20 protein-coding genes and 1 pseudogene are annotated in these 25567 nt (G+C 64.0%); 16 read left to right on the top strand and 5 right to left on the bottom strand.

The genetic code is table 11. From position 1 onward, the window contains the following. Positions 1 to 168: 168 nt before the first annotated feature. Positions 169 to 1017 (bottom strand): xanthine dehydrogenase accessory protein XdhC, encoded by an 849-nt coding sequence (gene xdhC / locus CRO48_RS00105; RefSeq protein ID WP_097135246.1) that lies wholly within the window; start codon positions 1015 to 1017, stop codon positions 169 to 171. Between the two features lie 157 nt (positions 1018 to 1174). On the opposite strand from xdhC, the gene CRO48_RS00100 reads away from it, so the two are divergent. From CRO48_RS00100 to mnhG, 7 genes are all read left to right on the top strand, one after another. Continuing rightward, positions 1175 to 1999: a bifunctional allantoicase/(S)-ureidoglycine aminohydrolase gene (locus CRO48_RS00100; RefSeq protein ID WP_245423368.1), complete on the top strand. Its 825-nt coding sequence runs from the start codon at positions 1175 to 1177 to the stop codon at positions 1997 to 1999. Between the two features lie 282 nt (positions 2000 to 2281). Then, on the top strand, positions 2282 to 5191 hold the full coding sequence (locus CRO48_RS00095; RefSeq protein WP_097136020.1) for a monovalent cation/H+ antiporter subunit A: 2910 nt from the start codon (positions 2282 to 2284) through the stop codon (positions 5189 to 5191). Further along, entirely contained in the window at positions 5191 to 5526 is a 336-nt protein-coding gene (locus CRO48_RS00090) for a Na+/H+ antiporter subunit C (RefSeq protein WP_097135242.1), read from the top strand. The genes CRO48_RS00095 and CRO48_RS00090 overlap by 1 nt, the downstream gene beginning before the upstream one ends. Continuing rightward, complete coding sequence (locus tag CRO48_RS00085) at positions 5526 to 7169, top strand: monovalent cation/H+ antiporter subunit D (protein ID WP_097135240.1); 1644 nt, start codon at positions 5526 to 5528, stop codon at positions 7167 to 7169. The genes CRO48_RS00090 and CRO48_RS00085 overlap by 1 nt, the downstream gene beginning before the upstream one ends. Then, positions 7166 to 7648: a Na+/H+ antiporter subunit E gene (locus tag CRO48_RS00080; RefSeq protein WP_097135238.1), complete on the top strand. Its 483-nt coding sequence runs from the start codon at positions 7166 to 7168 to the stop codon at positions 7646 to 7648. Before CRO48_RS00085 ends, CRO48_RS00080 begins: the two co-directional genes overlap by 4 nt. Next, positions 7645 to 7926 carry a K+/H+ antiporter subunit F gene (locus CRO48_RS00075; protein WP_097135236.1) on the top strand — a complete coding sequence of 94 codons (282 nt, stop codon included), beginning with the start codon at positions 7645 to 7647 and terminating at the stop codon, positions 7924 to 7926. The genes CRO48_RS00080 and CRO48_RS00075 overlap by 4 nt, the downstream gene beginning before the upstream one ends. Next, on the top strand, positions 7923 to 8306 hold the full coding sequence (gene mnhG / locus CRO48_RS00070) for a monovalent cation/H(+) antiporter subunit G (RefSeq protein WP_097135233.1): 384 nt from the start codon (positions 7923 to 7925) through the stop codon (positions 8304 to 8306). Before CRO48_RS00075 ends, mnhG begins: the two co-directional genes overlap by 4 nt. Positions 8307 to 8353: 47 nt before the next feature. Here mnhG and CRO48_RS00065 read toward each other — a convergent pair whose 3' ends face one another. After that, positions 8354 to 9295, bottom strand: coding sequence for a LysR family transcriptional regulator (locus CRO48_RS00065; protein WP_097135231.1), 942 nt, complete (start codon positions 9293 to 9295; stop codon positions 8354 to 8356). 173 nt (positions 9296 to 9468) lie between these two features. Between CRO48_RS00065 and CRO48_RS00060 the strand changes: the two genes are divergently transcribed. The 9 genes and pseudogenes from CRO48_RS00060 to CRO48_RS00020 all read left to right on the top strand — a co-directional run bounded on the left by CRO48_RS00060 (position 9469) and on the right by CRO48_RS00020 (position 20049). Then, positions 9469 to 10677 carry an ABC transporter substrate-binding protein gene (locus CRO48_RS00060; protein ID WP_097135229.1) on the top strand — a complete coding sequence of 403 codons (1209 nt, stop codon included), beginning with the start codon at positions 9469 to 9471 and terminating at the stop codon, positions 10675 to 10677. Between the two features lie 17 nt (positions 10678 to 10694). After that, on the top strand, positions 10695 to 11477 hold the full coding sequence (locus tag CRO48_RS00055; RefSeq protein ID WP_097135227.1) for an ABC transporter ATP-binding protein: 783 nt from the start codon (positions 10695 to 10697) through the stop codon (positions 11475 to 11477). A gap of 1 nt (position 11478) precedes the next feature. Further along, a complete protein-coding gene (locus CRO48_RS00050; protein ID WP_097135225.1) occupies positions 11479 to 12180 on the top strand; it encodes an ABC transporter ATP-binding protein in 702 nt (233 codons plus the stop codon). Positions 12181 to 12184: 4 nt separating this feature from the next. Further along, entirely contained in the window at positions 12185 to 13072 is an 888-nt protein-coding gene (locus CRO48_RS00045) for a branched-chain amino acid ABC transporter permease (RefSeq protein WP_097135223.1), read from the top strand. 97 nt (positions 13073 to 13169) lie between these two features. Further along, positions 13170 to 14057: pseudogene (locus tag CRO48_RS00040) on the top strand (branched-chain amino acid ABC transporter permease); the annotation flags it as partial. Positions 14058 to 14189: 132 nt separating this feature from the next. Then, complete coding sequence (locus CRO48_RS00035; protein WP_097135220.1) at positions 14190 to 15785, top strand: GMC family oxidoreductase; 1596 nt, start codon at positions 14190 to 14192, stop codon at positions 15783 to 15785. A 105-nt stretch (positions 15786 to 15890) separates the two neighbouring features. Further along, positions 15891 to 16781, top strand: coding sequence for a 3-hydroxyisobutyrate dehydrogenase (gene mmsB, locus CRO48_RS00030; RefSeq protein WP_097135218.1), 891 nt, complete (start codon positions 15891 to 15893; stop codon positions 16779 to 16781). Positions 16782 to 16922: 141 nt separating this feature from the next. Further along, a complete protein-coding gene (locus tag CRO48_RS00025) occupies positions 16923 to 17378 on the top strand; it encodes a MarR family winged helix-turn-helix transcriptional regulator (RefSeq protein ID WP_097135217.1) in 456 nt (151 codons plus the stop codon). 109 nt (positions 17379 to 17487) lie between these two features. Then, positions 17488 to 20049: a GcvT family protein gene (locus tag CRO48_RS00020; RefSeq protein WP_097135215.1), complete on the top strand. Its 2562-nt coding sequence runs from the start codon at positions 17488 to 17490 to the stop codon at positions 20047 to 20049. A gap of 156 nt (positions 20050 to 20205) precedes the next feature. On the opposite strand, the gene CRO48_RS00015 is transcribed toward CRO48_RS00020, so the two are convergent. The 3 genes from CRO48_RS00015 to CRO48_RS00005 all read right to left on the bottom strand — a co-directional run bounded on the left by CRO48_RS00015 (position 20206) and on the right by CRO48_RS00005 (position 25454). Further along, complete coding sequence (locus tag CRO48_RS00015; RefSeq protein WP_097135212.1) at positions 20206 to 22158, bottom strand: methyl-accepting chemotaxis protein; 1953 nt, start codon at positions 22156 to 22158, stop codon at positions 20206 to 20208. 271 nt (positions 22159 to 22429) lie between these two features. Further along, positions 22430 to 23233 carry an amidohydrolase family protein gene (locus tag CRO48_RS00010; protein ID WP_141401995.1) on the bottom strand — a complete coding sequence of 268 codons (804 nt, stop codon included), beginning with the start codon at positions 23231 to 23233 and terminating at the stop codon, positions 22430 to 22432. A gap of 319 nt (positions 23234 to 23552) precedes the next feature. Next, the gene (locus CRO48_RS00005) at positions 23553 to 25454 is read right to left on the bottom strand and encodes a hypothetical protein (protein ID WP_097135209.1); all 1902 of its coding nucleotides are present in this window, start codon (positions 25452 to 25454) and stop codon (positions 23553 to 23555) included. Positions 25455 to 25567: the final 113 nt, after the last annotated feature.

Below are 25567 nucleotides of genomic sequence, written 5' to 3'. Positions count from 1 at the left end.
ATATGGATTGTCTTGCGACGCAGGCCGTTGGCAAACGCAACGCTCCCCGAATCAGTACGCTGTTCCTGTCTCCGTCTATAGTTCACATGGACAGGCAGATAAACCCGCAGAACCGGCAGCTCGGCCCGCAGCAGACCGTATCCAAAGGAAGGGTGGAAACGCGCCCGGTCAGGTCGCGCCGGAAGCGACCTTGGAGGTGACGGCCGCGCGATGGGCAAGTACCGCTGTGAGAATTTCCGCAGCCGCCAGGGTGGCGATCACCGCAGGGCGTTTGTCCTTCAGCGCGGTCCCGCCGATCGGACAGACCAGACGGCGAAGCTGGGACGCATCTCCCCCTTCGCGCGCCAGCCAGTTCCTGAACGTCGCGCGCTTCGTCTTCGAGCCGATCATGCCTACATAGGCGGCATCCGCGCGCTTGAGCGCTTCGGCAGCGACAAGAAAATCGAGTGCGTGATCGTGCGTCAGGACGACGAAGGCCGAACCGGCGCCGGCATCGCGAACCAGCCTTTCCGGCATCGCGGTCAGTGCGGTCTCGATGCCCCGGGCGCGCGCCGCCGCAAGTTCGTCGGAACGGCTGTCGACGAGGATGGTGCGCACCGGCGCCAGCGAAAGGGCAAGGGCGAGCGCGTTGCCCACATGGCCGGCGCCGAACACATGGACGGCTGGCCTTGCCTCGAGCTCCGCCGCCGCCCGCGACACCAGCCGCCGGGAGAGGTCGGCGGTCACGCCGGTAAAGGCCAGCGAAACGCGGCCGCCGCAGCACTGGCCGATTTCCGGCCCGAGCGGGACCGTCAGTGTCTCGGCCGGCGCTCCATTCCGCAGGGCGCGCCTGGCATGGTCGATCGCCAGATATTCCAGCTGGCCGCCGCCGATGGTCGAGAACAGGCCGTCGCGCGACACCAGCATCCAGGCACCGGCCTCCCGCGGCGTCGAGCCGTCCGCAGTCGCGACCTCGACAAGGATGCAATCGGGCGCGTTTCGCAGGAAGTCGCGGATATCCTCGCGGCTGCAAGGCATTGTCAGGCTCCTCGGGTGCGACCGCTCCACCGCGCAGGCCCGAACCGGAGCCGGCACAACGGAAAGCTTCAACAAGCCGCTGCATTTTAGGCGCGTATGCGCTATCGGTCAGCAAATCACGAAACGTCGAAATCACCAAGTCCGCATGGAGGCCCGAATGACCGAACAAAGCTATTACGCACCGAAGGGCGGCGCCCCCCTGCAGACGCAGCTTCTGACGGGGCGCGCCGTCTTTACCGAAGCCTATGCGGTCATTCCGAAGGGCGTGATGATGGACATCGTCACGAGCTTCCTGCCGTTCTGGGACGATACCCGTGTGTGGATTCTGGCACGCCCGCTTTCCGGCTTTGCCGAAACCTTTTCTCAATACATCATGGAGGTCGGTCCGGGCGGGGGAAGCGAACGACCAGAACTCGATCCGGCGGCGGAGGGCGTGCTGTTCGTGGTCGAGGGCGAGATCACCGTCGAACTCGACGGCAACACCCACAGGCTGACACCGGGTGGCTACGCGTTCCTGCCGCCGTCGAGCGGATGGCGCCTGCGCAACAATGGTTCCGAAGCGGCGCGGTTCCACTGGATCCGCAAGGCATACGAGCAGGTGGACGGTCTCGACGTGCCGGAAGCGATCTTTGCCAACGAGAAGGATATCGCGCCCGCGCCGATGGCCCACACCGAGGGCAAGTGGGCGACGACGCGTTTCGTCGATCCGGCCGACCTGCGCCACGACATGCACGTGACCATCGTCACCTTCGAGCCCGGCGCGGTCATTCCCTTCGCAGAGACGCATGTGATGGAGCACGGCCTGTACGTTCTGGAAGGCAAGGCCGTCTACCGGCTGAACCAGGACTGGGTCGAGGTCGAGGCCGGCGACTTCATGTGGCTGCGCGCCTTCTGCCCGCAGGCCTGCTATGCCGGCGGCCCCGGCCGGTTCCGCTACCTTCTCTACAAGGATGTCAACCGGCACATGAAGCTCCCCCGCTGAAGGTCGCAACCGACACCTGGACCGGCGGCGGCAAATCGCCGCCAGATCCATCAGACGGCAAATTGCAACGCCCGCAATCAAGACGCGCATGTTTTGCATCGGATAAGGAAAAGGGGCCGGTATCTCCCCAAACGGGTCGATTTCTCCCATTCGGCGGATTGCAACGAGCGTATTGATCGGTAAAGATAATTTTACAGCGCGCCAAGCGCACATGAGCGCGACCTGCGCTACACATACCCCAATGTGACAAAGAGGTTCCGATTCGAGACGATATGTTTGCTGATGCCTGAATATTTACTGCTGCTTCTTTTAGTTCTCCCCTTTGTCGGCAGCCTTGCGATCGCTTCGCTGCTTCGCACCGCCGCAAGAACGCTTCCCTCCTGGCTTGCCGGTAGCGTTGCCCTTCTGGCGACAATCCTTACAGCCTCCTACTACCCGTCGGTCACCAACGGAAAAGTCGTCCGCTACGAGATTGCGTGGCTGCCTGAGCTCGGGCTCAACTTCACGCTGCGGCTGGATGGTTTCGCATGGCTGTTCACCATGCTCGTGACCGCGATCGGCTTCCTCGTCGTATTGTACGCCCGCTACTACATGTCGGCGGAAGACCCGATCCCGCGCTTCTTCTCATTCCTGCTTGCCTTCATGGGCGCGATGCTGGGCGTCGTGCTTTCGGGCAACATCATCCTCCTGTCGATCTTCTGGGAACTGACGAGCATCTTCTCGTTCCTGCTGATCGGCTACTGGTATCACAATGCCAATGCACGCGACGGCGCGCGCATGGCGTTGACGATCACCGGCATCGGCGGCTTCTGCCTTCTCGTCGGCTTCCTGCTGATCGGCCATATCGTCGGCAGCTACGACCTGGACCGGGTGCTGGCCTCCGGCGACATCATTCGCGAGCACCCGCTCTATCTGCCGGCGCTGGTCCTGATCCTGATCGGCGCGCTTACGAAGAGCGCGCAATTTCCCTTCCACTTCTGGCTGCCGAACGCCATGGCTGCGCCGACGCCGGTATCGGCCTACCTGCATTCGGCAACGATGGTGAAGGCGGGCGTGTTCCTGCTCGTCCGCCTGTGGCCGGCCCTTTCCGGCACGTTCGAGTGGTTCTGGCTGGTGGGGCTTGCGGGCATCAGCACGCTGCTGCTGGGCGCCTACTTCGCCATCTTCCAGCGCGACCTGAAGGGCCTGCTCGCCTATTCGACCATCAGCCATCTCGGCCTGATCACCACGCTGCTCAGCCTGGGAAGCCCGCTGGCTGCCGTCGCCGCAGTCTTCCACATGGTCAACCACGCCACCTTCAAGGCGTCGTTGTTCATGGCGGCCGGCATCATCGACCACGAGACCGGCACCCGCGACATGCAGAAGCTCAGCGGCCTGTTCCGCTACCTGCCCTATACCGCGTCGCTGGCGATGGTCGCCTGCGCGGCGATGGCCGGGGTGCCGTTGCTGAACGGCTTCCTGTCGAAGGAGATGTTCTTCGCAGAAGCGGTCGAGACCCATGCGGATTCGATCCTCGACCGGGCCCTGCCCTACATCGCGACGCTCGCCGGCGCCTTCAGCGTCGCCTACTCCATCCGCTTCATCCATACGGTCTTCTTCGGGCCGCCGCCGACGGACATTCCCAAACCGCACCCGCACGAGCCGCCGCGCTGGATGCGTTTTCCGGTGGAATCGCTGGTCTTCGCCTGCCTCATCGTGGGTATCGTGCCGAGCCTTTCGATCGGGCCGTTCCTGCATACGGCGGTTCTGTCGGTGCTCGGCCCAGAAACCCCCTATTACAGCCTTGCGGTCTGGCACGGCTTCAATCTGCCGCTGGTCATGAGCATCGTAGCGATGCTCGGCGGCGCGGCGCTCTATTTCGCGCTGCATAACTACCTGGCGCGGTGCGAGGACGGGCCGCCGATCTTCCGCCACCTGCGCGGGCAGCGCATCTTCGAGCGCATCCTCGTCACCCTCTCCTGGAAATGGGCCCGCTGGCTCGAAGCCAATATCGGCACCCGGCGCCTGCAGCCGCAATTGCGGATCGTGGCGGTGGTCGCCTTCCTCGCGGCCTTCCTGCCGCTTCACTTCTCCGGCTTCGACGCCAAACTGCCGCCGGTACGGGGCGTGGATCCGGCCTTCGTGATGCTCTGGATCATCGGCATGCTCTCGGCCCTCGCCGCCGCCTTCCTCGCCAAGTATCACCGCTTCGCGGCGCTGCTTCTGATCGGCGGCTCGGGCATTGTCACCTGCGTCACATTCGCATGGCTGTCGGCACCGGATCTCGCCATCACCCAGTTGCTGGTGGAGATCGTGACCACCGTGCTGCTTCTGCTCGGCCTGCGCTGGCTGCCGAAGCGCCTCGGCAAGATCGACGAGAGCGCGACGTTCTCCGCACGCCTGCGACGCCTGCGCGATTTCGCCATTGCGGTCGCCTGCGGGGTCGGCATGTCGATCCTCGCCTATGCGGTGATGACGCTGCCGGTGCCGGACACGATCGCGAACTTCTTCCTTGAGCGGGCCTATAGCGAGGGCGGCGGTCGGAACGTCGTCAACGTCATCCTCGTCGATTTCCGCGGCTTCGACACGATGGGCGAGATCGCGGTCCTCGGCATCGTCGGGCTGACGGTCTTTGCGTTGCTTCGCCGCTTCCGCCCGGCGACGGAGAGCATCGGACTGCCTGAGCAGCAGCGCATCCAGAATGCCTATGACGACGCCCAGCCGGAGCGGAACAAGGGCGACACGGTCAGGGACTACCTGTTCGTACCTTCGGTCGTCATGCAGTGGCTGTTCCCGGTTGTCATCACGTTTGCGATCTACCTCTTCATGCGCGGCCATGACCTGCCGGGCGGCGGTTTCGCAGCCGGCATCACCATGGCGATCGCCTTCCTGCTGCAATATCTCGCGGGCGGCACGCGCTGGGCAGAGGACCGGCTGAGGATCCTGCCCTTGCGCTGGATCGCCTTCGGCCTTTTGATCGCGGCTGCGACCGGTGCCGGGTCCTGGTTCTTCGGCTATCCGTTCCTGACTTCGCATTCGCAGTATCTCACCCTTCCGCTGATCGGAAAGGTTCCGACAGCCTCCGCCCTGCTCTTCGATCTCGGCGTGTTCAGTCTTGTCGTCGGCGCAACCGTGCTGATCCTGATTGCCATCGCCCACCAGTCGATCCGTACCTACCGGGTCAAGACCGCGCCGAAGACGGAGGACGCGTAATGGAATTCATCCTGTCGCTCGGTATCGGGGTCATGACCGGCTCCGGCGTCTGGCTCATCCTGAGACCACGCACCTATCAGGTCATCATCGGTCTTTCACTGCTGTCTTATGCGGTCAACCTGTTCATCTTCGGGGTCGGCGGGTTGAAGGTGAACGCGCCTGCCATCCTGCAGGAGGGCGTGGACATCTCCGCCTATACGGATCCGGTGCCGCAGGCGCTGGTGCTCACGGCGATCGTGATCGGCTTTGCCACCACGGCGCTGTTTCTCGTCGTGCTGCTTGCCGCGCGCGGCCTGACCGGCACCGACCACGTCGACGGCCGGGAGCAACCCTGATGAACCTCTCCCAGCATCTCATCATTGCTCCGATCCTGATACCTCTGGTGACGGGGGCCCTGCTTCTGCTCATCGACGAACGGCAGCGCACGGCAAAGGCCCTGGTCGGGCTCGGCTCCACGCTGCTGCTTTTCGTCGTGGCGCTCGGGCTCTTCCGCTTCGCCGCCAGTATCGACGGCCCCGACGCCGCGCAGCAGGGCGTCTACCTGCTCGGCAACTGGGCGGCGCCCTTCGGCATCGTGCTCGTCGTCGACCGGCTGTCTGCCCTGATGCTCATGCTCTCGTCGACGCTTGCGATCGCCGCGCTCATCTTCGCGCTGGCCCGCTGGCATACGGCAGGCGCGCATTTCCACAGCCTGTACCAGTTCCTGCTGATGGGCCTGAACGGCGCCTTCCTGACGGGCGACCTGTTCAACCTGTTCGTCTTCTTCGAGGTGATGCTGGCCGCATCCTACGGCCTGCTGCTGCACGGTTCCGGCCTGCTGCGCGTGAAGGCCGGCCTGCACTACATCGCGGTGAACCTGGCGGCGGCTCTGCTGTTCCTCATCGGCGTCAGCCTGATCTACGGGGTCACCGGCACGCTGAACATGGCGGATCTCGCCGTCCGCGTCTCGACGGTCGGACCGGAGCAGCGCATGCTTCTCGAAGCGGGCGCGGGCATCCTGGGTGTCGCCTTCCTGATCAAGGCAGGCATGTGGCCGCTGAACTTCTGGCTGCCGCCGGCCTACACCGCCGCTTCCGCGCCGGTTGCAGGCATCTTCGCCATCATGAGCAAGGTCGGCATCTATGTCGTGCTGCGGCTTTCGCTGCTTGTGTTCGGCCACGACTCGTCGCCCTCTTCGGGCTTCGGCCTGCATGTGCTGCTGATCGGCGGGCTGGCCACGATCGCCTTCGGCGCCATCGGGGTTCTGGCCTCGCAGGCGCTCGGCAGGCTTGCCGGCTTCTCGGTGCTCGTTTCCTCGGGAACGCTGCTGACGGCGATCGGTATGGGCAATGTCGGCATCACCACCGGCGCCCTGTTCTACCTCGCAAGCTCCACGCTGACGATCAGCGCCTTCTTCATGCTGATCGAACTCGTCGAGCGCGGGCAGGACGCGGGCGCCAGCGTTCTCGCCGTCACCATGGAAGCCTATGGCGACGCCGATCCCGACGAAGAGGAACAGGAAGGCGATCTCGGCTTCGCGATGCCCGGCACGATGGCCGTACTCGGCATCTGCTTTGCCGCCTGCGGCATCCTCCTGGCCGGGCTGCCGCCGCTCTCCGGCTTCGTTGCCAAGTTCGCGATGCTGTCGGCAATGCTCAATCCGATCGGCGGCGACACCACAGCCGCGGTTCCTGGCTTCGTCTGGTTCGTCGTCTTCCTCGTCATCCTATCGGGCCTTTCGGCGCTGATCGCGATGACCCGCTCGGGCATCCGCACCTTCTGGGCATCCATGGAAGGCACCGAGCCGCGCGTGCTCGTCATCGAAGTTGCGCCCGTCTTCCTGCTCATCGCCGCCACGCTCTATCTCACCGTGCAGGCGGGACCGGTCATGCGCTTCATGGACGACACGACGCGCGCGCTAAGCGCTCCCCAGCAGTATATCGAGGCGGTGTTCAATGCGCGGCGCGCCGGCGTTCCGGGCACGGAGGTGCAGCCATGACCGTCCTGCCCTACCCGCTTTTGACGGCGTCGCTGCTGTTGATGTGGATGACCCTGAACAGCTTCTCGATCGGGCATTTCATTCTCGGCGCCATCATCGCCACGGTGGCCTCCTGGGCGATGGCGGCACTGCGGCCGGCAAAGCCGCACCTGCGCAAATGGTACCTGCTGCCGAAGCTTCTGGGCATCGTCCTCTACGACATCGTCCGGTCGAACATTGCCGTCGTCGGCATCATCCTGACCGGACGCACGCGTACGCGCCGATCCGGCTTCATGACCATCCACATTGAACTGAAGGACACGACTGCGCTCGCCCTCCTCGCAGTCATTCTGACCAGCACGCCCGGCACGGCCTGGCTCGAATACAATTCGTCGGACGGCACGCTCCTGATGCACGTCCTCGACCTCATCGAGGAACAGGAATGGACCGACCTCGTCAAGAACCGCTATGAAAGGCTACTGATGGAGATCTTCGAATGAACATCACCATCCTCGAAGGCGCGCTGGCGACGGCGCAAGTCATGCTGACGGCGGCAATGGCGCTCGCCCTCTTCCGCATGATCTACGGTCCGCGGGCGCAGGACCGCGTGCTCGGCCTCGACACGCTCTATGTCAATTCGATGCTGATGCTGCTGACCCTCGGCATCAGCAGCGGCCGAACCCTCTATTTCGAGATTGCCCTGATCATCGGCTTGCTCGGCTTTGTGGCGACCGTGGCGCTTGCCAAATTCCTCATGCGCGGCGAGGTGATCGAATGAACGAGGCCGCCACCCTGCCGTTCTGGGCCGAGATCGTCGTTTCCGCCTTCGTGCTGCTCGGGGCCTCGCTGGCACTGATCGGCACGATCGGCCTGGCGCGCCTGCCGACGTTCTTCGAGCGGCTGCACGCCCCCACGCTCGGCACCAGCTGGGGCACCGGCGCCATGGTGATCGCGTCGATGATCTTCTTCACCGTCACGAGCGGAAGACCGGTCTTCCACGAGATCCTCATCGGCATCTTCGTGACGGTGACGACACCGGTGACGCTCATGCTGCTCGCCCAGTCGGCGCTGCACCGGGAACGTGCAGAGGGCAATCCGGACGTGCCAGCCTCCGTCAGCAGGACGCCTGCGCCCGACAGCGACCCCAACGAAGCCTGACCTTCCGTCAAGGCGGCGCCTTCGGCCTTTCTCCGGCTTCGACGATGTCAGCGCCGCGGTGCGTTGACCGTGCTGTCATCCAGCTCCCGGAGGAACGACGCGACGCTCGAGCGGACGATGGTGAACAGGAAATCGATCACCCAGCGCACGCGCGGGACGTTGCGCAGGTCGTGGTGGCAGATCAGCCAGTAATTGCGCCTCAGTTCCACCTCGTCTGCCAGCACGATCTCGAGTTCGGGATGCTGCTTGGCCACGAAATGCGGGAGGATGCACAGCCCGAGCCCGTTTCGCGTCGCCGTCAGCTGGGCGAAGATGCTGGAGCTCTGGAAGCGCGCCTTGATGCCGGGATGAACGTCACCCAGATAGTCGAGGCCGGGCGCGAAGATCATGTCCTCGATATAGCCGATGAACGGGTGCTGGAGCAGTTCGTCGCGGTTTTGCACAGGACCGTGCTCGCGCAGGTACTGCCGCGAGCCGTACACATGTAGACTATAGTCTGAGATCTTCTCGTAGAAATACGGTCCGGCCTTGGGCGGATCGAGGGCGACGGCGAGGTCCGCTTCCTTGCGCGAGAGCGACATGATCTGCTGGATGGTCACCAGTTCGAGGGAAAGATTGGGAAATCCGGCGGTGAAATCCCGCAGCCGGTGGGTGAGAAAAAAGTTGGCGAAACCCTCCGGCGCGCTCATGCGGATCACCCCCCGCTGCGCGGTGGCGCCGCCTGAGATTTCCGCCTGGAGCCGATCGGCCTCGGCCTCGATTTTCTCGGCAGTTTCAACGAAACGCTGCCCCACCGCGGTCAGCACGTAGCCCCGCGGATTGCGTTCGAACAACTTCACCTTGAGCGCGAATTCGAGCCGGTCGATGCGGCGGGAAACCGTCGCGTGGCTGGTCCGCAACCGTCGCGCCGCGGTCGAGAGCTGACCGGTCCTGGCGACCGCCAGAAAGTACATCAGGTCGTCCCAGGTGAAATGCGGATTGCCCGTCATGCCTCCCCCTTCTGTTCAAAAATGAACAGAGCATGTTTGGAATTAGTCCGGGCTGGGCCTTGCGTCAATCGGCCAATTGGCGAAACTGGCGCATGGAGGGCCAATCGTCGGGAGAGCGATCGGCCAATTTCTGAACAGATCCGCAGTCTGTTTGTCTCTGGGAGGAGAAATCAATGCGTTACAGCCTCATTGCGTCCACCGCCATCCTGCTCACCATGGGCGCCACCGCCCAGGCCGCCGACGTTTCCGACGGCAAGGTGAAGATCGGCATCCTCAACGATCAATCGGGCGTCTATGCCGACTTCGGCGGCAAGTGGTCCTACGAAGCGGCGAAGATGGCGGTCGAGGACTATGGCGGCAAGGCCGGCGGCGCACCGGTGGAAGTCGTGACCGCCGACCACCAGAACAAGGCCGACATCGCCTCCAACATCGCGCGCCAGTGGTACGACACCGAGCAGGTCGACAGCATCATGGAGCTGACCTCTTCGTCGGTGGGCCTTGCGGTGCAGGCGCTGTCGAAGGAAAAGAAGAAGATCACGATCAACACCGGGGCTGCGACGACCGAACTCACCGGCAAGCAGTGCAGCCCCTACGGCTTCCATTGGGCCTACGACACCCATTCGCTGGCCGTCGGCACCGGCGGCGCGCTCGTGAAGCAGGGCGGCGACAGCTGGTTTTTCCTCACCGCCGACTACGCCTTCGGCTATTCGCTCGAAGAGAACACGTCGAACTTCGTCAAGGAGAATGGCGGTTCGGTCGCGGGCTCGGTTCGCCACCCGCTCGCAACGACCGACTACTCCTCGTTCCTTCTGCAGGCCCAGTCCTCCGGCGCCAAGGTGATCGGGCTTGCCAATGCCGGCCTCGACACCTCCAACGCCATCAAGCAGGCAGCCGAGTTCGGCATCGTCGCCGGCGGCCAGCGCCTGGCCGCGCTTCTCTTCACGCTTGCCGAGGTGCACGGCCTCGGCCTCGAGGCGGCACAGGGCCTGACGCTGACCGAGGGCTTCTACTGGAACCGCGACGAGGAATCGGCGAAGTTCGGCCAGCGCTTCTTCGAGCGCACCGGGCGGATGCCCAACATGGTCCACGCCGGCACCTACTCCGCCGTCACGCAGTACCTGAAGGCGATCGACAAGGCCGGCACGGATGATGCCGATGCCGTCTCCAAGGCCATGCACGAGATGCCGGTCAACGATGTCTTCGCCCAGAACGGCACGGTTGCCCCGAACGGCCGCATGATCCACGACATGTATCTGCTCGAGGTGAAGAAGCCGGGCGAGAGCGACGTTGCCTGGGATTACTTCAAGGTGCTCGCGACCATTCCGGGCAAGGAAGCCTTCATCGATCCGGCCAAGAGCGGCTGCGATCTGGTGACCCAGTAAGTATCTGGGAACAAGACATGGCTATGTCTGAAAGACAGACACGGCCGGATCCGCGGGTGGTGCTTTCCGCCCGCGGCCTCCGGCGCGATTTCGGTGGCTTCACGGCGGTGAAGGACGTCGACCTTGACGTGCATCATGCCCGTGTCCACGCCCTCATCGGGCCGAACGGCGCCGGCAAGACCACGGTCTTCAACCTCCTGACCAAGTTCCTGCAGCCGACCCACGGGACGATCACCCTGCTCGGCACCGATATCACCAGAACGCCGCCCGACAAGGTGGCCCGCATGGGTCTCGTCCGCTCGTTTCAGATTTCCGCCGTCTTCCCACACCTTTCCGTGCTGGACAACGTGCGGGTGGCGCTTCAGCGGCCCAACCATCTCGCCACGCAGTTCTGGAAGCCGCTGTCGTCGCTGAACAGCCTCAACGCGCGTGCGGACGAGCTGATCTCGATGGTCGGCCTGGAGCGCTGGCGCAACGGCATGGCCGCCGACCTCTCCTACGGCCGCAAGCGCGCGCTAGAGATCGCAACGACGCTCGCGCTGGATCCGAAAGTGCTGCTGCTCGACGAACCGATGGCCGGAATGGGCCAGGAAGACGTCGGCGTCATCGCCCGTCTCATCACCGACCTGTCGAAGGACCGGGCGATCCTGATGGTCGAGCACAATCTCAACGTCGTCGCCGACATCTGCCACCACGTCACCGTGCTCCAGCGCGGCGAGATCCTGGCCGAGGGCGACTATGCCACCGTCAGCCGCAACGAGCAGGTCCGCGTCGCCTACATGGGCACGGAGGAGGCCTGAGATGAAACCCATGCTTCAGGTCAAGGGTCTCAACAGCTGGTATGGCGAAAGTCATGTCCTGCACGGCGTCGACATGACGGTCGGCGAAGGCGAGATGATCACCATTCTCGGTCGCAACGGCGTCGGCAAGACGACGACATTGCGCACGATCATCGGCATCCTGCGCGAACGAAAGGGTCAGATCGTCTTCGACGGCCGCGACATGATGGGCGTGCCGCTGCACAAGACCGCGCATGCCGGCATCGGCTTCGTGCCGGAGGAACGCGGCATCTTCGCCACGCTGACGGTGGAGGAAAACCTCATGCTGCCGCCGGTCGTCGCCAAAGGCGGCATGTCGCTCGACGAGATCTACGAGCTGTTCCCCAACCTCGCCGAACGCCGCTCCAGCCCCGGCACGAAGCTTTCGGGCGGCGAGCAGCAGATGCTGGCGATGGCGCGCATCCTGCGCACCGGCGTGAAGATGTTGCTGCTCGACGAACCGACGGAAGGGCTGGCGCCCGTCATCGTCCAGCGTATCGGCGAAGTCTTGAAGAAGCTGAAGGAGCGCGGCATGACCGTTCTTCTGGTCGAGCAGAACTTCCGCTTCGCCAGCAAGATCGCCGATCGTTTCTATCTCATGGACCACGGCCAGATGGTGGCGGACTTCCCCGTATCCGACCTGCCGAACCAGATGCCGATGCTCCACAAGGTTCTGGGGGTCTAGCGCCATGACCACGATATTCGGAATTCCCATGCAGGCGCTGTTCGGCCAGTTGCTGATCGGCCTGATCAACGGCTCCTTCTATGCCCTTCTGAGCCTTGGGCTCGCCGTCATCTTCGGCCTGCTGCGCGTCATCAACTTCGCCCATGGCGCGCAGTACATGCTGGGCGCCTTCGTCGCCTATCTGCTGCTGCAGTATCTCGGCATCGGCTACTGGGCGGCGCTGATCGTTGCCCCGTTGATCGTCGGCCTGTTCGGGGCCGTGGTCGAGCGGACCATGCTGAGCCGGCTCTACAAGCTCGACCCGCTCTACGGACTACTGTTCACCTTCGGCCTGGCGCTGACGATCGAGGGCACCTTCCGTTATCTCTACGGTGCCTCCGGCCAGCCCTATGCCGCCCCGACGCAGCTTGGCGGCGGCACCAACCTCGGCTTCATGTTCCTGCCGAACTATCGCGGCTGGGTGGTCGTCGTCTCGCTGCTCGCCTGCCTCGGCACCTGGCTTTTGATCGAGAAGACCAAGCTCGGCTCTTACCTGCGGGCGGCGACGGAAAATCCGGTGCTGGTCCAGGCGTTCGGCGTCAACGTGCCGCTGCTTCTGACCTTCACCTATGCGCTCGGCGCCGGGCTCGCCGCCTTCGCGGGCGTTCTTGCCGCCCCCGTCTACCAGGTCTCGCCGCTGATGGGCACGAACCTCATCATCGTCGTCTTCGCCGTGGTCGTCGTCGGCGGCATGGGCTCGATCATGGGGGCCATCGTGACGGGCTATATGCTGGGCATTGCCGAGGGCCTGACCAAGGTCTTCTATCCGGAAGCATCCAACATCGTTATCTTCGTCATCATGGCGATCGTGCTTCTGCTCAGGCCCGCCGGCCTCTTCGGACGGGATGCGTGACATGGTGGAGCTATCCGAAAAAATGACCACGAACGTTGAGACCGAGCGCAACACCTCCACGCTCCAGATGACCATGCTCCTGGTCGCCATCGGCTGCCTCATGGCGGCGCCACTGTTCTTCTATCCGATCTTCCTGATGAAGCTTCTCTGCTTCGCGCTGTTCGCCTGCGCGTTCAACCTTCTGCTCGGCTACACCGGCCTGCTGTCGTTCGGGCACGCCACCTTCTTCGGGGGTGCTGCCTACTTCACCGCGCATGCGATGAAGGAGTGGGGTGTGACGCCGGAGGTCGGCGTACTGATCGGCGTCGCCGGCGCGGCGCTGCTCGGCCTGGTGGTCGGCTTCGTCGCGATCCGCCGTCAGGGCATCTACTTCGCCATGATCACGCTGGCGCTCGGGCAGATGTTCTATTTCTTCTGCCTGCAGGCGGGCTTCACCCGCGGCGAGGACGGCATCCAGTCGGTGCCGCGCGGCTACCTGTTCGGCTTCGTCGACCTCGGCAACACGACGAACATGTACTACTTCGTGCTGGCGGTGTTCGTGGTCGGTGTGGCGATCATCTGGCGCTTCATCAATTCGCCCTTCGGCATGATCCTCAAGTCGATCCGTGAGAACGAGGCCCGCGCCACCTCGCTCGGCTATTCGGTTGCGCGCTACAAGCTCGGCGCCTTCGTGATGTCGGCAGCGCTTACCGGGCTCGCCGGCGGGGTCAAGGCGCTGGTGTTCCAGTTCGCCACACTGACGGACGTCGGCTGGCAGATGTCCGGCGAGGTCATCCTGATGACGCTGCTTGGCGGCATCGGCACGCTGATCGGCCCGATCGTCGGCGCGGGGCTGGTGGTGACGCTGCAGAACTATCTCGCGACCTCCGACTTCCCGGTCACGATCATCACCGGCATCGTCTTCATGGTCTGCGTGCTGCTCTTCCGCCGCGGCATCATCGGCGAACTCCACGCCTCGCGGCTCGGCAAGAAGCTCGGCTTCTAGATCAACGGCGCTGCCCGGGCGCCATCCGGGCACCGCGCAACCGGCGGGCCGGCACCCGCAACACAAAGGGTCACGGAAACCGGCCTGTTACGCCCGCGCGGCGTGCGGGATAGGTTCCGCTCGGAGTTCGACATGGAACAGTTCGATTACATCGTCATCGGTGCGGGAAGTGCGGGCTGCGTCCTCGCCAACCGCCTTTCGGCCGACCGCAACAACCGCGTGCTGCTGCTGGAAGCAGGCGGCAGCGACAACTATCACTGGATCCACATTCCGGTCGGCTATCTCTACTGCATCAACAATCCGCGCACCGACTGGTGCTTCACCACCGAGAAGGAGGCGGGTCTCAACGGGCGGGCGCTGAACTATCCGCGCGGCAAGGTGCTCGGCGGCTGCTCCTCGATCAACGGCATGATCTACATGCGCGGCCAGGCGCGCGACTACGATCTGTGGCGCCAGCTCGGCTGCACCGGCTGGGGCTGGGACGACGTCCTGCCCTTCTTCCTGAAGTCCGAGGATTTCTACAAGGGCGCAAGCGACATGCACGCCGCCGGCGGCGAATGGCGCGTCGAGAAGGCACGCGTGCGCTGGGCGGTGCTGGACGCATTCCAGAAGGCGGCAAGCGAGGCCGGCATCCCCGAGATCGAGGACTTCAATCGCGGCGACAACGAGGGATCGGCCTATTTCGACGTCAACCAGCGCTCTGGCATCCGCTGGAACACGGCGAAGGCCTTCCTGCGGCCGGCACGCGGCCGGCCCAACCTGACCGTGCTGACCAAGGCGCATGCGCGGCGGCTGATCATCGAGGAGGGCGAGGTTCGCGGCGTCGAGTTTCAGCATGACGGTGTGGGGAAGAAAGCGCGCGCGAACAGGGAGACCGTCCTGGCAGCCGGCGCGATCGGCTCGCCGCACCTGCTCGAACTCTCCGGCATCGGCCGTGGCGAGGTGCTGCAGAAGGCGGGCATCGAAACCGTGAAGGACGTCGCCGGGATCGGCGAAAACCTGCAGGACCACCTGCAGCTTCGCATGATCTACAAGGTGACGGGTGTGCCGACGCTGAACGAGAAGGCGAGCACCATGTTCGGCAAGGCCGCGATCGGCCTTGAATATCTCATGAAGCGTTCCGGTCCGATGGCGATGGCGCCGAGCCAGCTCGGCATCTTCACCCGGTCGGGGCCGGACAAAGAGACGGCCGACCTGCAGTATCACATCCAGCCGGTGTCGCTGGAGAAGTTCGGCGAAAGCGTGCATCCCTTCCCGGGCATGACGGCGAGCGTGTGCAACCTGCGCCCCGACAGCCGCGGCTCGGTACATGCGAAGGGGCCGGATTTCGCCATGCAGCCGGAGATCCGGCCGAACTATCTGAGCGAACAGAGCGACCGCGACGTGGCGGTGCGTGCGATTCGACTGACCCGCAGCATCGTCCAGCAACCCTCCTTCGCGCGCTTCAAGCCTGTCGAGTACAAGCCGGGCCCGAGCTTCGAGACCGAAGCCGAACTGGAGAAGGCGGCCGGCGACATCGGCACGACGATCTTCCATCCCACCGGCACCTGCCGCATGGGCGGCGATCCCGAAAGCGTCGTCGATCCGCAACTGCGGCTGCGGGCGCTCGGGCGCCTGCGCATTGCCGACGCCTCGGTGATGCCGCGCATCACATCGGGAAACACCAACTCGCCAACGATCATGATCGCCGAGAAGGCCGCAGCCATGATTCTCGCGGGCGCACGCTAGGCGGCCCCGCTTCGACGAAGACCCGGGCGAACGGCGGCCCTTTCGTAGCCCCGGCCCTGCCAGACCCCGGCCAAGCCGGCTCGAAAACACCGAAGGATACGACATATGAAGCAGATCGCCTTTATCGGTTTGGGTAACATGGGCGGCCCCATGGCAGCCAACCTCGCAAAGGCCGGACACAGGGTGACGGGTTTCGACCTGTCGCAGGCCTCGCTCGACGCTGCAGCGCAGGCCGGCGTGGCTACCGCCGGCTCGCTGCGCGATGCCGTCAAGGACGCAGAGGCGGTGGTCACGATGCTGCCCAAGGGCGAGCACGTCGTTGCCGTCTGGCGCGAGCTTTGCGGCCTCGTTCCCGCAGGCACGCTTCTGATCGACTGCTCGACGGTCGACGTCGAGAGCGCTCGCAGCGCCCATGCGCTGGCCGAAACCGCCGGCTGCGTCTCGCTCGACGCGCCGGTCTCCGGCGGCACTGGCGGTGCTGCGGCCGGCACGCTGACCTTTATGGCCGGGGGGACGGAAGCCGCCTTCGGCCGCGCAAGGCCGCTGCTGGAGGCGATGGGCAAGCGGATCGTCCACTGCGGCGGCAACGGCGCCGGCCAGGCGGCGAAGATCTGCAACAACATGATCCTCGGCATCTCGATGATCGCCGTCGGCGAGGCCTTTGCGCTCGCAGAAAAGCTCGGACTGTCGCATCAGGCGTTGTTCGACGTTGCCTCCACCTCGTCGGGGCAATGCTGGTCGCTCACTTCCTATTGCCCCGTCCCCGGCCCGGTGCCGGCCTCACCCGCCAACAACGACTACAAGCCCGGATTTGCCGCAAGCCTGATGCTGAAGGACCTGATGCTGTCGCAGGACGCCGCATCGGCAAGCGGTGCCTCCACCCCGCTGGGTGCGGCCGCCACCGGCCTTTATGCCGCCTTCGACAGGGATGGGAACGGCGGGCGCGATTTTTCCGCGATCATCGAGATGCTGCGGCGCCAGGGCGAGCCGGAGTAGCATCCCCACCCGGATGGCCGGAGGATACGGCGGACCGGCACTCGTCCTCTGCAATTGACGCGGACCGGGGCTGGACAGGTATTGCGGTCAGGTCGCATAGTTCGTCGCAAACGCAACGGTCTCACCTGCAACGAACATCCGATGGCAAAGCTCCGGCTCGAACAGTTTCTCCCCTACCGGCTCAACCGCATCAGCGCAGCCGTATCCCGCGACTTCCGCTCCGTCTACGGACCGGATTTCGACCTTACGATCCCCGAATGGCGTGTGCTAGCCACGATCGGCCAGTTCGAGACCATTACCGCCCGCGAAATCGGCCTCCATTCCTCGATGCACAAGACCAAGGTCAGTCGTGCGGTGAAGGCGCTGGAGGACCGGCGCTGGTTGCGGCGCAAGCCCAACGACGAGGACAGGCGCGAAGAACATCTCGCCCTGACCGAGCTTGGGCGAAGCGTCTATGGAAAGATCGTTCCACGCGCACTGGAATTCGAAAAACGCATCGTGGAAGCGCTTGGCGATCAGGCCGAAGCCTTTCTTGCCGCACTGGAGCGGCTGGAAGCCGGTCATGCCGGCGGCGGAACTCCCGACGATGTTCTCTGAGCGACATCGCGCCCGTCGTGCAGCACGACGAGAATGTCGTAGACAGGCTCTAGTGACGGTGACACAAGCCCTAATATCCGCCTCCGGAACATAATCAGGGTCGCACGCAATGGCTGAATTTCCCCAACACGCAAAGGTCGTCATCATCGGGCTCGGAGGCATCGTGGGGGCATCGATCGCCCACCACCTGATCGAACGCGGGTGGGACGACATCGTCGGTATCGACAAGTCGGGTATCCCGACCGACATCGGCTCTACCGCGCATGCCTCGGACTTCTGCTACACCACCAGCCACGACTACCTGTCGGTCTGGACGACCCAGTACTCGATCGATTTCTACGAGAAGATGGGCCATTACGCCCGCATCGGCGGACTTGAGGTCGCCCGCACCGGCGACCAAAGCTGGATGGAAGAGATCAAGCGCAAGCTGACATCGGCGAGAGCCTTCGGCACTCGCGCGCACTACGTCTCGCCCTCGGAAATCAAGGAGATGTTCCCGCTGATCGAGGAAGATCAGGTCATGGGCGGCATGTTCGATCCCGATGCAGGCCTGGTTATTCCGCGCTCGCAAACCGTTGCGGGCAAGCTGGTCGACGCTGCGGAAAAATCCGGCAAGCTGCAGGCCTTCGCCAATACGCCAGCCAAGTCGCTAATCGTGGAGAACGGCCGGATCAAGGGCGTCGTCACCCATCGCGGCACGATCATGGCCGACCACGTCATCGTCTGCGCCGGCATCTGGGGCCGCCTGATCGCGGAAATGGTCGGCGAGGACCTGCCGGTCATGCCGGTCGACCATCCGCTGACTTTCTTCGGTCCCTACAACGAATTCGAGGGTACCGGCAAAGAGATCGGCTATCCGCTTCTGCGCGACCAGGGCAACTCCGCCTACATGCGCGATACCGGCGACCCAAAGACCACCGAGGGCGGCCAGATCGAATGGGGTTACTACGAGACCACCAATCCGCGTCTGTGCCATCCGCGCGACATCCTGGAGAAGAACGAGGCGCGGCTTTCTCCCTCGCAGCGCGACCTCGACATGGAGCAGATCATCGAGCCGCTCGAGCGCGCCATGGAGCTGACGCCCATCCTCGGCGAACTCGGCTACAACGAGAGCCATTCTTTCAACGGCCTGCTGCAGGTGTCCGCCGCCGGCGGCCCCTCCTGCGGCGAGAGCCAGAAGGTGCGCGGTCTCTGGTACTGCGTCGCCATCTGGGTCAAGGACGGCCCAGGCTACGGCAAGCTGATCGCCGACTGGATGACCGACGGCCGCACCGAGATCGACCATAACTCCATCGACTATTCGCGGTTCTACCCGCACCAGCTGGAGGAGAAGTTCATCGAGGGTCGCTGCTTCGAGGCGGCGCAGAAGATCTACTTCCCGGCCGTGCACCCGCGCGAACCCTATGCGACGGGCCGCAACGTCAAACGCTCGCCGTTCTACGAGCGCGAAAAGGAGCTCGGCGGCTACTTCATGGAGCTCGGCGGCTGGGAGCGCGCGCATGGCTATGCCGCCAACGAGCATCTTCTGGAAAAGTACGGCGACCGGGTTCCGGTCCGCGAAAACGAGTGGGACAGCCGCCATTTCTGGCGCGTCTCCAACGCCGAGCACCTGGCGATGAGCGAGGATTGCGGCATCGTCAACCTCAGCCACTTCCACATGGTCGACATCGAAGGCCCCGATCACGTCGAGCTGCTCGAATGGCTCTGCGCCGCCAAGATCGGCGGGGACGCGAATGTCGGCAAGGGCATCTACACGCACTTCCTCGACGACGAGGGCATGGTACGGGCCGATTTCACCGTGTTCCGCATGGCCGACCGCTGCCGCCTGGTGAACGGTGCGGATGCCGGCCCGCGCGACTTCCACTACATGAAGCGCGTCGCCGAGGATCGCGGCCTCGACGTCACCATCACAGACGTCTCGGAAAAGTTCGTCACGATCGGCATCTGGGGCCCGAATGCCCGCGACACGCTGAAAAAGGCCGTCGCCGATCCGGCCGGACTCGATCCGGAGAACTTCCCCTTCGCCGCGATCAAGCCAATCGAGATCGCCGGAAAGTCCGTCACCGCCTTCCGCATCTCCTATGTCGGCGAGCAGGGCTGGGAACTGCACATGAAATACGAGGACGGGCTTGCCGTCTGGGATGCGCTGCGCGCCACCGGCGTCATGGCCTTCGGGGTCGAGACCTATGCGAACTCGCGCCGCATGGAAAAGAGCCTGCGCCTGCAGAACGCCGACCTGCTCACCCAGTACAACCTGATTGAGGCCGACCTGGCGCGCCCGAAGGTTAAGGAAGCCGATTTCCGCGGCAAAGCCAAGCACCTGGAATACAAGGCCCGCGAGCAGCAGCCGGCCATGCTCTGCACGCTGGTGATGACGGAGAACACCGATAGCAGCGGCGTAAAGCGCTATCCCGTCGGCTCGATGCCGGTGGTCGATCCCGAAACGGGCAAGCCGCTCGTCGACAGCCTCGGCCGCCTCTCCTACACCACCTCGGTCGCCTTCGGCCCGACAGTCGGCAAGAACATCGCGCTCGCCTACCTGCCGCAGGAATACTGCCAGGTCGGGCGCAAGCTGAACGTCGAGTATTTCGCAGAGACCTATCCGGTCGAGGTGGTCGGCATCGGCTACAAGCCGATCTACGACCCGGAAAACCTCAAGCCCCGGACCTGAGACCTCTTTTCAGGGAGCGTGCCGGCCCGTCTGAGGCGGCACGCTTTACATTCGATCCGTCCTCGAAAAAGAAAGGCTCCGTCCGCGACATTGCGGACGGGGCCTTGTCATTTTGTCGATCGGCGTCCGGGGGAAGGCAAAGCCCCCCGGCCGTTCTCAGAACTCTTCCCACTCGTCCTTGATTGCGGCGTTGCCGGAGAAGGCGGCGGTCAGCTTGCGACCGAGCGCACGCACCGGCGATGCAGCCGGGGCGTCGGTCGTGCGGGCGGCCCGGACCGGTGCTGCGGATGCCGTGGCCGGCGCGCTCCCCGCATAGCCGGTTTCCGACAGCTTGAACTGCGCGAGGAGCTGGTTGAGCGAGACCGCTTCCTTGGCCAGCCCGTGGCTGGCCGCGGTGGTTTCCTCGACCATGGCCGCGTTCTTCTGCGTGTCCTGGTCCATCTGGTTGACGGCCGTGTTGATCTGCTGGAGGCCCGAGGACTGCTCCTGCGCCGCCTCGACGATCGCCACGACGAGGCCGTTGATCTCCTGCACTTCGCTGACGATCGTTGCAAGTGCACGACCAGTGTCGCCGACGAGCTGGACGCCTTCCTGCACCTGCGCGTTCGAGGTCGTCACCAGCGCCTTGATCTCCTTGGCGGCGTTGGCCGAGCGCTGCGCCAGTTCGCGCACTTCCTGGGCGACGACTGCAAAGCCCTTGCCGGCGTCACCCGCGCGAGCCGCTTCGACGCCCGCATTCAGCGCCAGAAGGTTCGTCTGGAAGGCGATCTCGTCAATCACGCCGATGATGTTGCCGATCTCACTCGAGGACTTCTCGATGCGCTCCATCGCCACCACCGCATGGCGTACGACCTCGCCAGACCGTTCCGCGCCACTGCGGGTGCGCGAAACCAGCTCTCCAGCTTCCTGGGCGCGCCGGGCCGAATCCTTGACGGTCGTGGTGATCTGCTCGAGCGCCGCTGCCGTTTCCTCGACGGCTGCCGCCTGCTGTTCGGTACGCTTGGCGAGGTCGTCGGCCGCCGAACGGATCTCGTTGGCGCCGGCATCGATCCCGCGGGCGTTCTGGGCAACCAGGACGAGGGCCGCCTGCAGCTTCTCGGCCGAAGCGTTGAAGTCCTTTCGCACGCCGTCGAGGCTTTCGACGAAGGTCTGGGTCAGCCGGTAGGAAACATCGCCATCGGAGAGATGCGACAGGCCTGCGGCCAGGCTGTCGACGGCGAACTGCACGTCGGCGGCTTCCTTCGCCTTCTGCCGCTCGCGCTCGATCCGCTCCCTGTCGCCGAGACTGCGGTTGGCCTCCGCCTCCTGCTCCAGCCGGATGCGTTCCAGCGCATTGTCGCGGAACACTGCAACTGCCTCCGCCATCTGCCCCACTTCGTCCTTGCGTCCGAGGCCGGCGATCTCCTCCTGCGTCTCACCACCGGCAAGCGAAAGCATGCGGGCGCGCAGCTTGTCGATCGGACCGGTGATGCCGCGCGAAGCGACGAACAGACCAAAGCCGATGGCGGCCAGCGTGACGGCCACAAGCAACGCCATGGTGGTCAAGATCGTGCTGTTCGTCCGTTCGGTCAGCTCGTCGCTGCCGTCCGTCATAGCCTTCATCATCTGGTCATTGCCGCTCGCAAAAAGAGGCAGCAGTTCCATGATCTGGTTGCCGGCAACCAACATCAGCTGCTGCGCCTCGACCTTCTGGCCGGCCTTGGCCAGCGAGATCACCTTCGCGCCCGCCGCTTCGATCACCGTCAGCCCCTGCAGCATTTTCGCTACCGGCTCGGCGCGGGAGGGAACCAGCTCGGCGCTCCTGGCGATGCGCTTCTTGATCTGGTCGCGATCGGCATCGTACTTCATGACCGCAGCGCCGAATTCCTTGCTTGCCGGGTCCGTTAGCGTCACCAGGCTGAGCTGGAAGCCCATCTGCAGCAGATTGCCGGTGGCCCGGGCATTGAGCATCGCGGCAGTCGCATCGTTGGAGATGAAATCGCTATAAACCGTGTCGGTGTTCTCGTACTGCAAACTGATAAAACACAGGCCGGCAAGCGAAATGAAGCTCGTCAGCGCAATGACGGCGACCACCTTGGTGCGGATCCTGGCATTCCTAAGGAAAGACATTTTGCCTCGCTATCGGTCGATACGACCGGCGCGGGAGTATCCGACATGGCAGACACCAGCCAGCTGCAGCGCCAGAACGGCGTTCGCAACTCCCGCGATTGAATTTATGGAAACAGGCAGAGAGGCTTCGCCGTCATGGCGCCCGATAACTCTGCCTTCCATGCCTAACGCAGCAGACGTTTAATTTCCGTAAGCTCGAGCGCCCAAGAAAATGCACCCCGGCTGGTTGTATGCCGCGCGCCTCCCGCTTGGTCGTACTGTTTCGCACGCCTTATTGCGAAAAGCTGAAAACCGACTTCGGGGCAGGCTCGGCCGCTGGCGTATCCGGCTCGACGTTCGACAGAACAGCCGCCGGTTTGACAGCCGAGGGCTCGGTCGCGGTCGCGGGCTTAACCCCCAGCGCAGCGGCAATCTCCCGGTCGAACGCCTCGCTTTCCGCCTTGTCGAGTCCTAGCAAGGCAACGCCCGCGGCAATGCGTTCGTCCGGCCTGGTTCCGCTCAAAAGCGGTTGGGCGAGATCCGGGAACTGACGCATCATGAGGCTGTCCACGTTAGCCGCCACAATATCCAGCGCCGCGCAATAGGCCAAGGCTGCCTGGCTCGGTTGCCCCTTCAGTGCCGCATGACAGCGCAGGATTTCCTCCACCGCCCCCGAAATGCCGCTTGGCACGTAGATCGCCTGAAATCTGTCCCTGCCACGGCGGGCCGCCTCTGCAACGGTCTCGCCTGCCTTGACCGGAATTACGTCTGTCGGCGGATTTTTTGCCGTCTCGCTCGATACAATGGCTCGATCGGTCGAAGCCGGCACGGCATCCTGTTGCGGCTGCGCTTCATTCGCGGCGTACGCTGCGGACGACGCGGAGGCGCATGCCTTGTCGGCAAGCGCCCGGGCCTGGTTGTTGGTCTTAACCCGGCCGAGAAGAGCTCCGCTGGACAGGTCGGTGACCACGAGACGCTCGCCCTTGACGGTGTACGCCCGGATGATGGCGGCGCATGGCTGTCTATCGCCTGCCCTCAAGCGCCACTCGTGCTTCGCCCCATAGGGATGGCGAGCACTCGCCGCGACTTCCATCATGTCTTCACGCTCAAGTTGAAGGTCCGCATGGACCGGCAGATAGAAAAGTCCGAAAAGGCCATCGACATATTGCAGTACCACACGGACCGAGCCAGGCCCGCGGCACTCGCGAATGAAGGCATCCTCACCCTCCGATACGACCGGGCAGGAGGGAGTATCGGTATAGGTTGAGACCATGCCGGCTGCAAATGCCCCCTGCGGGAGCGAAAGACCGGTGGCAGCGGAAAGAAGGAGGCAGCGTACAAGCTTCATTTGATTTTCGATCTGTTTGCACAAGAAGGATTCGGGGGCCGGACGGTGCCCTGCCCCCGCAGCTCGCTCACATGACGCAGGACGGACGCCCCATGAAGCAGGCGGTAACGCGTTCGATGGCGACCTTTTGCCGAGCCATTTCCTGCAGGGTCTTCTCGTCCTCGGCAGCGAGCCTCCAATCGGCCTCACCTTCGGCGGACTCCAGAAGGAAAGTATGCGTGTCTTTACCAATCGTGACACTCATGTGCTGCTTCTCCCACATCAGAACACCCGTACTGCTGAAGGCAACCTGCGCGTTCCGCTTCGTCATCGCGCACACCAGTTCGCTCAGCGCCGCGCCGGAACTGTCGCTTGGATCGAAGACTTCTATGGTACTGCTCAACAGATCTTCCGAGGCACCGGAGGCGGCAATGGCCTGTTCGCACTTCAATGCTTCCTCCTTCTCTTCGAGAGCCGCTCGCTCTTCCCTGCAGGCCGCGCTCGCCTTGAGCAGGGCAGCGCCATCAAGCGCTGAATGGAGATCCTCACACAGCTTTACGGCTTGCTCCGCAGCGGGTGTACCGGGCACGGCGCCGGTAAAGGCAGTCCGGACTTCGGCCACGACCCGCACTGCGACCTTTTCTGCGATCGAAGCCTCCGCCGCCTCGCACTTCGTGTCGATCTCTTCACGCGACCCGGAAGATCGATCCACGCCCTGCCTCAGCGCACTGCACACCGCCTCGGTGGATTTCGCGCTTTCCGGCTTGTCGGCGGAGGGTCCGGTGGAAAGCTCCGTGATCGCGGCGACGCTCGCCTTCATCAGTTCCTCGCGCTTCGGATCGAGAGCGGCACCGAAAAAGCGCTGGTAGACACGCGAATTTGTCGAAAGCGATCGGACCACCTGCTCGTCGGGCTGGAGAAGACCGGCATCGATCACCGTCTGCAGCGAAACAGGCAGGGCCAGAAGCCGCGCCTGCTCCTGCCGCAGCGCCTGGAGCGCCTGCTGGTTCTTCTGAATTTCCGGCCATGTCCGCGTCAGTTCCTGCGCGTAGTCTTCCGGCACGCCATCACAGCCGCGCAGGCCGCCGAGGATCTCCTCGGCCACGCTGCGGCTCCAGTAGTCCGAGGGGACACCGGAAGCCAGTTCGAGCTTTTCCATGTCGTAATAGCGATCCACCTTCAGGATCGCCGCCAGGTTCTGGCACGTCTGGCCGCCGCCGGGGAAGAACGCCTCCGAAGGGGAGCCGCTTGCGGCCGCAAAGCGGTCAGCGGCCTGCTGGAGATTGGAAAGCAACATCGATAGGCCATCGTTGCGGAGCATGAAGTGCAAGTTGGCGGACGACACTTCACCAATCCACCGCGCATAGGCCCTCCGGTCCTCGTCGCTGTTCAGCGGCCGGCTCGCCGCCTGCTTCACCAGCGAGGCGCGGTAGCTTTTCCAGAACTCTTCACCCAAGCTCGTGAAGCGCTGGAAATACTCCTGTTGATCGAGTTCCGGCAGTGCATGCGCGATGGGCGGCTGGGCAGACATATCCGCGACCTGCCGGGCCACCTCCGGCAAAGGGTCTTGCGTTTGAAGCAGAACAAACAGTGCGTCGAAGCGGGCCTTTTGGCTTTCGGTGCGCATCACGGAGAAGGGCTGGCACTCATAGGAAGGCCCCCCATTCAGCCAGCGCGCGCCGAGGCTGTCGCCTTTCGGGGAAATTTCGATCCGCGGATTGCCGTCCGCATCAATGAGAATGGCCTCGGCGCCCGAGGACCGCTCGGCAAGATCCAGCCACTCTGAACTGCTGGAACCGGGCCGCTGGTAGTAGACCCGAACCGACACCGTACCTCCGAGTGTCCGGGATATGTTCCAATCTGTCGCGTACTCGGTATTGCCGCAGGTGAAGCTCCCGGCATAGTAGCTCGTATCGGCCTCATCCGCCCAGGCGGTGTTCGCGGCACCGAGCATGGCCGCAGCGCAAGCGGACATCAAAAACTGTCGCATCGTAAACTCTTTCGAAATTGATGATGTGGACGGCCCTCCGAACCCGTCGCGCGAGATGCTAAGATCATTCTGCGCAACTCAGAGAAGGAACCGTGTCATGACTTTCGAGAAGA

The sequence above is a fragment of the Rhizobium subbaraonis genome (assembly GCF_900220975.1).
GTDB classification, from domain to species: Bacteria; Pseudomonadota; Alphaproteobacteria; order Rhizobiales; family Rhizobiaceae; genus Mycoplana; species Mycoplana subbaraonis.
This window is presented reverse-complemented; position numbering and strand designations above follow the sequence as displayed.